Origin of the sequence: Saccharopolyspora endophytica (genome assembly GCF_018070075.1) — a bacterium.
Taxonomy (GTDB): domain Bacteria; phylum Actinomycetota; class Actinomycetes; order Mycobacteriales; family Pseudonocardiaceae; genus Saccharopolyspora; species Saccharopolyspora endophytica.
The window spans coordinates 66115-78042 of sequence record NZ_JAGPXE010000006.1 but is presented as its reverse complement, the minus strand read 5'-3'; the positions used below and the strand labels follow the sequence as shown (position 1 = coordinate 78042).

The 11928-nt window shown below is 70.0% G+C and carries 13 protein-coding genes; 7 read left to right on the top strand and 6 right to left on the bottom strand.

Going from position 1 to position 11928, the window contains the following annotated elements:
* Nucleotides 1-322: 322 nt before the first annotated feature.
* Entirely contained in the window at nt 323-874 is a 552-nt protein-coding gene (locus KBO27_RS15840; protein ID WP_307870435.1) for an Asp23/Gls24 family envelope stress response protein, read from the top strand.
* Nucleotides 875-947: 73 nt separating this feature from the next.
* Here the strand turns inward: KBO27_RS15840 and KBO27_RS15835 are convergent, their stop codons facing one another.
* A complete protein-coding gene (locus KBO27_RS15835) occupies nt 948-1127 on the bottom strand; it encodes a hypothetical protein (RefSeq protein WP_210970762.1) in 180 nt (59 codons plus the stop codon).
* Between the two features lie 325 nt (nt 1128-1452).
* Between KBO27_RS15835 and KBO27_RS15830 the strand changes: the two genes are divergently transcribed.
* Entirely contained in the window at nt 1453-2568 is a 1116-nt protein-coding gene (locus tag KBO27_RS15830; RefSeq protein WP_210970761.1) for a fatty acid desaturase family protein, read from the top strand.
* 347 nt (nt 2569-2915) lie between these two features.
* On the opposite strand, the gene KBO27_RS15825 is transcribed toward KBO27_RS15830, so the two are convergent.
* The 3 genes from KBO27_RS15825 to KBO27_RS15815 form a co-directional block, all read right to left on the bottom strand.
* A complete protein-coding gene (locus KBO27_RS15825) occupies nt 2916-3674 on the bottom strand; it encodes a sunset domain-containing protein (protein WP_210970760.1) in 759 nt (252 codons plus the stop codon).
* A gap of 173 nt (nt 3675-3847) precedes the next feature.
* Nucleotides 3848-4483, bottom strand: a complete 636-nt coding sequence (locus tag KBO27_RS15820) for a response regulator (protein WP_210970759.1) — start codon at nt 4481-4483, stop codon at nt 3848-3850.
* Entirely contained in the window at nt 4480-5688 is a 1209-nt protein-coding gene (locus KBO27_RS15815) for a sensor histidine kinase (RefSeq protein ID WP_210970758.1), read from the bottom strand. The genes KBO27_RS15820 and KBO27_RS15815 overlap by 4 nt, the downstream gene beginning before the upstream one ends.
* A 171-nt stretch (nt 5689-5859) precedes the next feature.
* Here KBO27_RS15815 and KBO27_RS15810 point away from each other — a divergent pair, with 171 nt between their 5' ends.
* Both KBO27_RS15810 and KBO27_RS15805 read left to right on the top strand, forming a co-directional pair.
* Complete coding sequence (locus KBO27_RS15810; protein ID WP_210970757.1) at nt 5860-6948, top strand: ABC transporter permease; 1089 nt, start codon at nt 5860-5862, stop codon at nt 6946-6948.
* Nucleotides 6945-7625 carry an ABC transporter ATP-binding protein gene (locus tag KBO27_RS15805; RefSeq protein WP_210970756.1) on the top strand — a complete coding sequence of 227 codons (681 nt, stop codon included), beginning with the start codon at nt 6945-6947 and terminating at the stop codon, nt 7623-7625. Before KBO27_RS15810 ends, KBO27_RS15805 begins: the two co-directional genes overlap by 4 nt.
* A 56-nt stretch (nt 7626-7681) precedes the next feature.
* Here the strand turns inward: KBO27_RS15805 and KBO27_RS15800 are convergent, their stop codons facing one another.
* Nucleotides 7682-7846, bottom strand: a complete 165-nt coding sequence (locus KBO27_RS15800) for a hypothetical protein (protein ID WP_210971002.1) — start codon at nt 7844-7846, stop codon at nt 7682-7684.
* A gap of 183 nt (nt 7847-8029) precedes the next feature.
* On the opposite strand from KBO27_RS15800, the gene KBO27_RS15795 reads away from it, so the two are divergent.
* Both KBO27_RS15795 and KBO27_RS15790 read left to right on the top strand, forming a co-directional pair.
* Nucleotides 8030-8818 carry an enoyl-CoA hydratase/isomerase family protein gene (locus KBO27_RS15795; RefSeq protein WP_210970755.1) on the top strand — a complete coding sequence of 263 codons (789 nt, stop codon included), beginning with the start codon at nt 8030-8032 and terminating at the stop codon, nt 8816-8818.
* A 208-nt stretch (nt 8819-9026) separates the two neighbouring features.
* On the top strand, nt 9027-11090 hold the full coding sequence (locus KBO27_RS15790; RefSeq protein ID WP_210970754.1) for a sensor domain-containing protein: 2064 nt from the start codon (nt 9027-9029) through the stop codon (nt 11088-11090).
* 2 nt (nt 11091-11092) lie between these two features.
* Here KBO27_RS15790 and KBO27_RS15785 read toward each other — a convergent pair whose 3' ends face one another.
* Nucleotides 11093-11248: a hypothetical protein gene (locus KBO27_RS15785; RefSeq protein ID WP_210970753.1), complete on the bottom strand. Its 156-nt coding sequence runs from the start codon at nt 11246-11248 to the stop codon at nt 11093-11095.
* Between the two features lie 112 nt (nt 11249-11360).
* Here KBO27_RS15785 and KBO27_RS15780 point away from each other — a divergent pair, with 112 nt between their 5' ends.
* Nucleotides 11361-11882, top strand: a complete 522-nt coding sequence (locus tag KBO27_RS15780) for an enoyl-CoA hydratase-related protein (RefSeq protein WP_307870434.1) — start codon at nt 11361-11363, stop codon at nt 11880-11882.
* Nucleotides 11883-11928: the final 46 nt, after the last annotated feature.

Genomic DNA, 11928 nt, shown 5'->3' with positions numbered 1-11928 from the left:
CCCGCGCGGGGCCGCCTCCCGGGGACACCAGCGAATGTCCGTCCTGACCAGGCAGGCGCTTGGGAAGTACTCCCCTCCACCGCAGTATCAGCCCACCTTCGGTGAGCCTGCCATCCGAAGGCACGACGAATTCACGCTCGCCCCGCGCGACCTCAACGAGAACGGCCGCTACCAGCACAGCACCTCTACCGGCTCCACGACGCCGCCACCGCACATCGCAGCGCTTGATCGCGAGGATCGCGCAGGAACGCTGATGCTCCGCATGTCGCTCGTCCGAGTGTCGGGTCGATGCGCGCAGTGCAGCTCGCGCCTCTAATGGGGTGTGGCATCGAACCTCGGTAGAGGACGGGACGTGGTAGCGGTGGTCGAGCGGCCTGGGGAAACGCGAAGCACGGAAATCGACAGCGACGAGTCCGGTTGGTCGACCACTGCTGCCGGCGGGGCGGCGACCGTCCATCGCCGTGAGTCCGCACCGGCGAGACAAGACCGAAGGGGGCAAACGACGATCGCCCCGACGGTGGTGCAGCAGATCGCACGCATCACCACCGAGGAGGTCTTCGGCGTTTACGCCGTGGGCGGTGGCATGGAGCGCGCGTTCGGCGCGATCCGGGAACGGATTCCAGGTGCGAGCGCCTCGCGAACCTCCGGAGTGGTCGTGGAAGTCGGCGAAACGCAGGCGGCCATCGACCTGGAGATCGTGGTGGAGCACGGCGCTGCGCTGATGGATCTCGCGCGGGCGATCCGAACCAACGTCATCACCGCGGTGCAGCGCATGACCGGCCTGGACGTGGTCGAGGTCAACATCGCCGTCAACGACGTTCACCTGCCCGGCGAAGACGATCAGCGATCGGCGGCACCGACGCGCGTCGATTAGCCCTCCGGGTGTGATGCCGGACCGCAGGCCCGACGCCGAATGAAGCGTCGGGACGTTCGTGGGAACGGCCCGGTCAGGCCGGTTCGCCGCCTTCGCGGCGGTTGGTGGCGTAGACCGTTGCGGCTGCCTGAGCGAGTTGTGCCCATATCGCGGCCTCGGTCAGGCGGGCCTGCCGGATCTCATCGGTCGAGTGCTCCTTGGCCTGCTGCAGGCATTGCTCGGCCGATTGCGCGTACTCCTCGGGGTGCTTCATCCCGCACTCCCCTTCATCGCAGGTGCGCTCTTGATGGCTGGATGCCATACCTGCTGACGGATGATGCGTCCGCTGAACCGATTCCAGTCCGGCAACGCAGCTTCCTCCACGCGGTGAGACGCCTGCGGCGGATGGGGGCCGCGCTCGTGGGTCACCGGTGACGCTTCTGTGGTGGGCGTGGGCAGAGGTGGCGGTGTGCTCGCGGTTCTCGGCGTGTTCCTCGAAGGAGCAGGTGCCTGCGGGGACCTCTCACCGGCGTTAGTCTCGGAGCACACCACTGAGGTTGCTTCGGCAGCACGCGCCTGAGGAGTGGTGGGGGGCGATCATGAATTCCGATGCAGTGCCCGCTGCCGGTGGACCGCGGCGGCCCCGGCGGCGCGGCTCGGGGAACGTCTTGCAGACCGCGGGGGAACCGGCCGGTCCGGGCTCGGGGCGCGGCAGCGACTTCTCCGAGCTCGTCCGATTGGTCAAACAACGTGGTTTGCTGGATCTTCGGCGCACGTACTACGCGGCGAAGATGGCGGGCAACGGCGTGATGCTGGCGGTCGGCGCGGTGATGTTCGTCTTGCTGGGTGATTCCTGGTGGCAGATCTTCACAGCGGCGGTGCTCGCGGGAGTGTTCACCCAGCTGGCGTTCGTCGGCCACGACGCCGGACATCGCCAGATCTTCCACTCCCGGCGGGCCAACGACCTGGTGGGGCTCATCCACGGTTGCATGACGGGGATCAGTTACGGGTGGTGGGTCGGCAAGCACCGGCTTCACCACAACAACCCGAACCACGAGGACGCCGACCCCGACCTCGAGATCCCGGCGCTGGCGTTCTCCGCCGAGCAGTCCCGCACCAAACGCGGCGTCTTCCGGTGGATGGCCAAGTACCAGGCGTTCTTGTTCTTCCCCCTCCTGCTGCTGGAGGGATTCCTCCTGCACGTCCACAGCATCAGGGCCGTGGTGAAGCGGGAGGTGAAGGCGCACAGGGTGGAAGCCGTTCTGCTCGCCGCGCACGTGGTGGCCTACCTGGCCGTGGTGTTCCTGGTGCTCTCACCGGTCAAGGCGCTGGTGTTCATCGCGGTGCACCAGGGGTTGTGGGGCGTGTACATGGGCTGCGCTTTCGCGCCCAACCACAAGGGCATGCCCACGCTGTCGGCGGGACAGAAGCTGGACTACCTGCGCAAGCAGGTCCTCACCTCGCGCAACGTTCGCGGCGGACGGTTCGTGGACTTCCTGCTCGGTGGCCTGAACTACCAGATCGAGCACCACCTCTTCCCCAGCATGCCGCGGCCGAATCTGCGCCACGCCCAGCAGCTGGTGAACCACTTCTGCACCAGCCGCGGAGTCACGTACAGCCAGTGCGGCCTGTTCCGCTCCTACGCCCTGGTGCTGCAACACCTGCACGCCGTCGGAGCCCCGCTGCGGCACCCATCGACGTCGCACCAGAGCTGAAGCACGTCCCCCAGATCAGGCCGACGCGACATCACAGCGACCTGGTGGAGTTGCAACTCTCCAGCGGGTCGACCGGAAACGACCTCGAACAGCCGCTGGTCAAGCCCGCCCCAACCGTATCGTCGCCGCTTCAGCCGATCTCTGCGTTTTGGTCGACGCACACCTCACGAACTCCACCGCAACCGAGCTGGTGAACCTCGCGTGGGCGAACGAGTCCTCCACGGGACTGATCTGCGCCCGGTGCGGGTACGTCCACGAGTTCGCCGGCAGCAAGCGGCCCAAGCTCTGGAAGGAGAGCAGCGGCTACCCTGCCGGAGCCACCGAAGACGACCATTGATTCCGGGGTTTCAGAGGGAGTTCTTGGTCCTGGCGTTCCAGGCTGAGAAGCCGGCTCGTTCCGCGTCCGCTGCGGAGCGGAACCAGACGCTGGCCTTGGTGCGCTCGTAGTAGGGGGACTGCATCGTGTGGTAGCGCTTGGACCGGGTGTTGCCCTTGATCCGGTAGCCGCTGCGCGGGGACTGGCCGTTCGGCTTCGCCTTCACCGCACCCGGGTACGGGTCCGAACTTTCCTCCTCCGCAGGGATTTCCGTCTCGGCGATGTCCTCGCCGGTCTTCTGGACCGGGATGCCTTCGACGACGTACTCCTCGCTGAGGTCGGCGAGGCCGGCGCCGGCGAGTTCGCCGCCCGCCTGATCCGACCCGTCGTTGCCGGAGATCAGCACCGTGACCTCAAGGGTGCCGTCAGACTCGCTGAAGGACGTGAAAGCGGGAGCGTCGTCCTCGGACCGCGCGGTGCGGGGGCCGGCCGAGGCGGGCAGGGACTTCATGGGCTCGGCCGGGGCCTGCTCGATCGCCTCGGGTTCGCGGATCGCGGGGAAGACCATGTGCCCTCCCTGCCGCAGCGGCCGGGACAGGAACATCGCGTTGGCCAGCGAACCCGTCGCGAAGCACAGCAGGACGAGCAGGAAGGTCCACACGAGGGGCAGAGTTCCGCCGCCGAGCGGTGAGATGAAGGCGAACGCGGCGGCGACCAGCAGCGCTGCCACTCCCCAGACGATCCATTGGCGCAAGCAGGCGGTGGGCGCCCGGTGTCTTGACTTCGGCACGAAACACTCCTAGGTCTCCTGAAGAGTGAAATGATCGGCTGCCGAACGTTCTAACCACCCCTGTCGCGCACAGCCACCGGAGATCACCCGTCCGTGCTCGTACGGCGGGCAATTCACACGGCCGTGTCACGGTCATCGCTTCAGGCCGCAACGACGTCGGAAAACCCTTCGCGTCAGCGGCGGATCAAACCGAGCTGGGTCGCGGAGGCGATCGCGGCGGTGCGGGAGTCGACTCCGAGCTTGGTGTAGATGCGGGCCAGGTGGGATTTGATGGTGCCCTCGGTGAGGTAGAGGCGGCGGCCGATCGCCTGGTTGGACAAGCCGTCGGCGACCAGCGTGAGGACCTCGGTTTCGCGCTTGGTCAGCGTCGTTCCGGGAACTCGGAGCCGGTTCATCAGCCGGTCCGCGACCGCCGGGGCGAGGGTGGTGCGCCCGGCGGCGGCGGTGCGCACTGCAGCCGCGAGCTCGTCGGGCGGGGCGTCCTTGAGGAGGTAGCCGGTGGCGCCGGCCTCGATGGCGGGCAGCGTGTCGGCGTCGGTGTCGTAGGTGGTGACGATCAGGACGCGGGGCGCGCCGGGCTTGCCGGTGATGGCGGCGGTCGCCTCGGCGCCGTTCATCCCGTCGCGGAACTGCAGATCCATCAGAACCACGTCGATGCCGCCGTCAGCGGCGATCCTGATGGCTTCTTCGGCCGTGGCGGCTTCGCCCACGACGGTCATGCCGTCCTCGGTCTCGAGCACGGCGCGCAGTCCGGCTCGCACGACGGGGTGGTCATCGGCCAGCAGCAGGCGGATCTCGGGATCGGTCACGGACGGGCCTCGGCAACGGTGTCGAAGGGCAGGTGCGCGGCCAGGGCGGAGCCGTGGCCGGGAGTCGATTCGACGGTGAAGGTCCCGCCCAGCGCGCGCACCCGAGCGCGCATGGCGGCCAGCCCGAACCCGCCGGATTCGGGGTCGGGTGCGGGCAGCCGGTCGGGGTCGAAGCCGTTCCCGTCGTCGACGACGTCCACGGCGATCTCGTCACCGAGGTAGCTCAAGGTCACCTCGGCGGAAGTGGCCTTGCCGTGGTGGACGCTGTTGGCCAGCGCCGACTGGACGATGCGCAGCAGCGCGACCTCGTGCGAGGGCGGCAGCGGCACGGGATCACCGGCCAGGTGGAACCGCGCGGCGATGTGGTGCCGGGTGCTGGTGGTGGCGCACAGCCGTTCCAGCGCACCCGCCAGGGTCGCGCCTTCCAGCGTCGGCGGGGTGAGCGCGGCGACGATGCGGCGCACCTCCGCGAGGTCGTCGGCCGCGGCCTGCCGCGCCTGGTCGACGTAGCGGGCGGCGTTGTCGGGCGCGGTGGGAAGCGCGCGCCCGGCGGCGCGCAGCAGCAGCTGGATGCTGGACAGCCCCTGGGCGACGGTGTCGTGGATCTCGCGGGCCAGGCGTTCGCGCTCGGCCAGCATCCCGGCGGTGTGCTGGGCCGCGGCGAGATCGGCGCGGGTCTCGGTGAGCTCCTGGATGAGACGCCTGCGCTGCTCGCTCTCCCGGTACAGCGTCTGGTAGCCCCGCACGACGGCGACCGCGACCGCCGCGCCGAGTGCGGGCCCGATGGCCATCGCGGGGCCGAACTGCCCCTGGTGCGCGCCGTACCCCGCGATCGCCACCACCGCCGTGATCACCACGGCGACCAGTCCGGCGCGGCGCGGCAGCAGGTGGAGTTGCAGGAAGTACAGCGGGAACGCCAGCCACACCCCGTCGGCGGACAGCGCCAGCAGCACCAGCCAGGCGGCTCCCACCAGCACCAGCCACAGCGCCGCGGCCTTGCGCGACCGGCGCACCCGCGGCACCACGGGTCCGGCCGCGTAGACCAGGCCGCAGGTGATCGCGGCGGCGATGACGAGCCCGGTGTGCGGCCGATCGGCGGCCAGCGCCCGGCCGACGGCCAGGACGAGCAGGCCGAGCACCAGCAGGTGCAGGCACAGGGTCAGCGCCCGGAGAGCGGGAGCGCGGGCCGGAACGATCGTGGTCACAGTCCGTCAAGTCTAGGGCCCGGCAGAACGCGGGACCTCTGTCGAAAGTTACAAGCGGCGTGGCGACCTTCGATGCGGCGAGTGCTGTCCTGCGCCAGATGCCCGCGCACGGGGTCGACGGCGAGAGTCGACGTGTACCTCGCAGACCCAACGAAAGGACAGGCGGAAACCGTGTTCGTCGCCTGGAGAGACCTGAAGTTCGCCAAAGGACGGTTCGCCCTCATGGGCGTCGTCATCATCCTGATCACCCTGCTCGTCGGCCTGCTGTCCGGTTTGACCGCCGGTCTGGGGCAGCAGAACATCTCCGCGATCACGTCGCTGCCGGCGGAGCGGATCGCCTTCAACGCGCCCAGCAGCGGCGAGGACCTGTCCTACGCCAACTCCACCGTCACCGAGCAGCAGTGGCGGCGGCTGGCCGAGGCCCCCGGTGTGACCGGCGCCGAGCCGCTGGGCATCACCACCACCAAGGCCACCGCCGGGGTCAAGAGCACCGGGGTGTCGGCGTTCGGCGTCGAGCCCGGCTCGGCGCTCGCCCCCGAGAGCAGCAAGATCGGCGACGGGGCCGCGGTCCTGTCGACCACCGCCGCCGAAGAGCTCGGCGTGACCGCGGGCCAGAAGTTCACCCTCGCCGGGCAGGAGCTGGTGGCCGCCTCGGTCAGCGGTGACGACTCGTTCAGCCACACCCCGGTGATCTGGACCAGCCTGAACACCTGGCAGAAGACCGCCCCGCCCACCGACCGCGGCGCCGGCCCGACCGCCACCGTGGTCGCCTTGACCGCCGCACCCGGCACCGATCTGGCCTCCCTCGACGAGGCCGCGGGAACCGCGACGGTGACGAAGGCCGACTCGCTGACCGCGATCGGTTCCTACTCCTCGGAGAACGGCTCCCTGCAGCTCATGCGCGGATTCCTCTTCGCGATCTCGGCCCTGGTCATCGGCGCGTTCTTCACCGTGTGGACCATCCAGCGCAGCGGCGACGTCGCCGTCCTCAAGGCGCTGGGCGCCTCGACCGGCTCGCTGCTCAAGGACGCGCTCGGGCAGGCCGTCGTGCTGCTCACCGGCGGAACCCTGATCGGCACCGGCATCGCGGCGGGACTCGGTGCGCTGGTCGCCGGCTCGGCGGTGCCCTTCACCCTCACGCCCGCCACCGTCCTGGTGCCCGCCGCGGTGATGATCGCGCTCGGCGCGCTCGGCGCCGCCCTGTCCATCCGCCGCATCACGTCCGTCGACCCGCTGACCGCCCTGGGGAGCGCCCGATGAGCCTCGAACTGAACGACATCACCCTCACCTACCCCGACGGGGATTCCAAGCTGACCGCGCTCGACCGCGTCAGCCTCCAGGTCCCGGCCGGAAGCCTGACCGCGGTGGTCGGCCCGTCCGGGTCCGGCAAGTCCAGCCTGCTGGCCGTCGCAGCGACGCTGATCACGCCGGATTCGGGTGCGGTGGCCATCGACGGGGCCTCCACCACCGGCCTGTCCCGCGGCGAGCTCGCCGAGCTGCGCCGCACCAAGATCGGCATCGTCTTCCAGCAGCCCAACCTGCTGGCGTCGCTGACCGCCGCCGAGCAGCTGCAGGTGATGGCTCAGATCGACGGCCGCAAGCCGCGCGCGGCCCGGGGCCGGGCGATGGAGCTGCTCGACGCCGTGGGGATGGCGGAGCTGTCCAGCAGGCGTCCGCACCAGCTCTCGGGCGGTCAGCGCCAGCGCGTCAACATCGCCCGCGCGCTGATGCACGACCCGACGGTGCTGCTGGTGGACGAGCCGACCAGCGCTCTCGATCACGATCGCGGTGCGGCCGTCATCGACCTGATCACCGAGCTCACCCACCGGCAGGCCACGGCGACGGTGCTGGTCACCCACGACCGCACCCACCTCACCGCGGTGGACCAGATCGCCGAGGTCCACGACGGGCGGCTGAAGCAGCCCGCTCACCTCTGAAGCGGACGGTTCCGGGAGGCTCCGAGGCCTCCCGGAACCGCGTCCTCAGAGGACGGTCACTCGTCGTCGGGCTTGGCGTGGTCCGCCTTGCCCGGGTTCGGGTCGCGAGAGAGGTCGATGAGCGGGTCGAGACCCGCGCCCTCGGGCGCGGCGTGGTCGGGGACGCCGGGGTTGGGGTCGCGCGAGAGGTCGATCTCCGGGCGCTCGTTGTCGGTGCTCACACGGTCCTCCTGCGGTATCCAGGCGCCACTTCCGCGCCTGCTCTTTCGAACACCAGGATGCACGATGACCACCGGGGACCTGCACGCCGCTCCTGGGCACCTCGGTGGCGCGATCCGGGGCGTTCGCTTCCCTAGAGTGGGCGGGCCCGCTCCGCCACCTCCCGTGGGAAGGACTCCGCTCCGATGAGCACCGACCTCGTGACCTGCACCGTCGAGGACCACGTCGCCGTGGTGACGTTGAACGACCCGCCGATGAACGTCACCACCCTCGATCTCACCCGGCAGCTCAACGCCGTGCTGCGCCGGCTCGCCGACGACCCGGAGACGCGCGTGCTGGTGCTGACCGGGGCGGGCGACCGGGCCTTCTGCGCGGGGTCGGACATCAAGGAGTTCCCGTCGCTGATCGCCGGCGGCGACGTGGTGGACCGGAAACTGACGTTCGAGAACGAGACGTTCGGCCTCGTCGACGAGTTCCCCAAGCCCACGATCGCCGCGCTCAACGGGCTCGCCTACGGCGGTGGGCTGGAGCTGGCGGTGTGCTGCGACCTGGTCATCGCCGAAGCCGGGACCGAGGTCGCGCTGCCCGAGATCAAGCTCGGCGTGATCCCGGCGTCCGGCGGACCGGTTCGCGTCACGCGCCGGGTGGGCGAGGCGCGCGCCGTGGAGATGATGTTCTTCGGCGACCCGGTCCCCGTGGAGACCGCGCTGACCTGGGGTCTGGTCAACCGCGTCGTCCCCCGAGGCGACGCGCTCACCACCGCCCGCGAGCTGGCCTCGCGCCTGACCGAGCTCCCCGCCACGGCGCTCGCGCTGGTCAAGCGGGCGGTGCACAACGGCCGGGACGGCGACCGGGACGCGATCCGGTCGACGTTGCCGCTGTCCGAGCAGGCGTTCGCCTCATCCGACGCGGCCGAAGGCGTGCGCGCCTTCCTCGGCAAGGAGGCACCGCGGTTCAACTCGTCCGAGCGGTGAGGACCAGGTGTTCGAGGCGTCGTGCGTCTCGAAGATCGCTCTCCCCCACGAATCGCTGATGATCTGAGAGCCCGGGCACAGGCCCGTGACGCTGCGGCGCAGCAGGGCATCGCACCACCGAACGCTCAGGGCGGGAACACCGCCACCGAGTCGAACCCATGAGGGGCGTGCAACCCCGCCCCCGGTTGCCGAGTGGAGATGCATGCACATGACCGAGGGTCACCGCGTGGCCGACGTGAGCGCATTCGTCGGCCCATTCGGACGGTCGCTGGACAACTACGCCGTTTACACGCTCGACGCGACGGGAACCGTCACCAGCTGGAACCACGGGGCGGAACGGATCATGGGCGCGACCGCGTCCGAGGCGATCGGCAGCAGCACGGAGCCGTTCTACACCCCCGAGCAGCTCGCCAACGGTCATCCCGGGAAGTCGCTCGAACAGGCGCGCGAGCACGGCTCGCACGTCTACGAGGACTGGCGCGTGCGCAAGGACGGAAGCTGGTTCTGGGCGAACGTGGTGATCACCGCGCTGTGGTCGCCGGACGGCGACCTGCTCGGCTACGCCAAGCTGACCCGCGACGACACCGCGGTTCACCAGCAGCTGGAGACCTCGCTGCGGCAGTTCCGCGATCTCTACGAGCTCGCCCCGGTCGCGATCGGTCTCTTCGACCGCTTCGGCCACGTCATCGACTCCAACACGGCGCTGTGCGAGCTGCTGAACTACTCGCCGGACGAGCTGCAGGGCATGCACGCGACGGCGCTGCTGGATCCGGACACCCCCGGGCTGGAGAACATCGCCGCGTCGTTCGCGCACGGCGCGCCCCCGGACGACCAGGCGGTCTACGAGCGGACGTTGGCCCGGTCCGACGGCCGGCCCGTCCACTGCGAGCTGCGCATCGCGAAATCCCAGCAGTCGTGCGGTGATCCGTTCTGGCTGGTGGTCTTCGAGGACATCACCGACCGGCAGCGCGAGGCCGAGTCGCTGCGCTACTGGGCCTACCACGACGAGCTGACCGGCCTGTGGAACCGCGCGGCGATCCCTCAGCTGGTCGCCGACACCGATGTGTCGCGGGCCGCGGTCCTGTACTGCGACATCAAGAACTTCAACCGCATCAACGAAGCGCTCGGCTACGAGGCGGGCGACGAGGTGCTGATCGCCGTGGGGCAGCGCTTGCAGGACAAGCTGCCCACCGGGTGGTCGGTGGCCCGCACGGCGGCCGACGAGTTCGCCCTCGTGTGCCCGGACGTCGAGGCGGAGGGCGGTATCGCCGAGATCGTGACGACGGTCGCCGACCTGATGCACGCGACGATCCCGGTGCGGGAGCAGCGCGTTCAGGTCTCGGCCATGATCGGCGCCGCTGTCGGTTCCGAATGCGGCGGCACGAGCGCCGAAGACCTCGTCCGGTGGGCGTTCTCGTCCTTGCAGGAGGCGAAGAAGGCCGGGATGACCAACCTCGCGTTCGCCGAGCGCAAGCTGATCGACTCGATCGACGACCAGCTGGAGCTGGAGACCGAGCTCCGCGACGCGATCGACAACGACGAGCTGACGCTGCACTACCAGCCGGTGGTCGGGGCGGACGGCACGATCCGCACCTGCGAGTCGCTGCTGCGCTGGGAGCACCCCGAGCGCGGGATGCTGTCGCCGGGAACGATCCTGCCGGTCGCCGAGCGGGCGGGGATGCTGGCCGACCTCGACGCGTGGGTGCTGGGCAGGGCGCTGCGCGACGCGGCGGACTGGCCGGTCCCGCCGGGCGGGAAGCCGGTGTCGGTGGCGGTGAACGTCGCCGAGCTGATGCCCGGCTACCCGACCTTCAACGACCTGCTGGAACGGCTCGTCTCCGAGACCGGCATCGCGTGGGACCGCATCGTCATCGAGCTGGTCGAGACCGCGATCGTCGACGTGCCGTCCCGGATGCACGACAGCATGAACGACCTCCGGGCCCTCGGCGTGCGGTTCTCCGTGGACGACTTCGGCACCGGGTACTCCTCGCTGACGCGCATCCGGGACTTCCCGGCGCAGTCCATCAAGATCGACCGGACGTTCGTCCAGGACATCACCACCAGCCGCGTCGACCGGATGCTGGTCAGCACGGTCACCGACCTCGCGGGCGCGCTGGACTGCGTCACGGTCGCCGAAGGCGTCGAAACCCCCGAGCAGTTCGAGGTCCTGCGGTCCATGGACGTCGACGCCTACCAGGGCTGGCTGTTCTCCAAGGCCGTCCCCGGCCCCGACCTGGCCCAACTCATCGAAGCAGGCCCGATCACCTGGTGAGCTCAGCAGTCGTCCTCGGGCTCGGTCGTCTCGCTGATGTGGTCGAGCCGCCAGCCCTGGGCGATCAGCTCGGGCAGGGCCCTGGCGAGGCAGTCCCGGTGCCTCTCCCGGTGCTGGGCGTGCGGGGTTTCCGGTGTGTCGTGCGTCGTGTTCGGCACTGCGCTACCTCCCCGATCGGGTCAGGACAGGACTACCGCTCCGACGGGCTCGGCGCGGTCTCAAAGTGAGACATGGCGCGGTTTCCGCTGAACCTAGGGTCTCCCGTGGTGGGTGGTGATTCCGCGATCGCTGGAGGCGCTGATGCTCGACCTCGAACACCGGGGCGTGGCGGTGGTGGTGCGCATCCGCCCCGCGGATCGCCGCGTTCTGACCGCTGGGCTGCTCGACAGCCTGACCGAGGCCCTCGCCTACATCGGGCCGGACCGGGCCGTCGTCCTCACGGGAGCGCGCGGGGTGTTCGCCCCCGATCTCGATCCGGTCGAGGGGCCTGCGCGGGACGACGCCCGCCTCGCGCTGCCGGAGGCGCTGAGTGCTCTTCGGGCTCACCCGCTTCCGGTCGTCGCGGCCCTCAACGGCGATGCCGTCGGGGCGGGCTACGCGTTGGCCGCCGCCGCGGACGTCCGCATCATGTCCACCGGGACCGTGCAGCCCGCGCCCGAATTCGGTCCACATCGGACTTCGGAGGCGCTCGCGCTCGGATTGGTCGACTTCCGCTGCACCACAGCGGAACTCCTCTCGCTCGCGTTGCGCCAGGTCCAAGCGTTCACCGGCCGCGAGTTCGCGCGCCGGTGAACCTGGCGAGGTGCGCCCACCACGACGACCGTGGGCGCACCTCCTG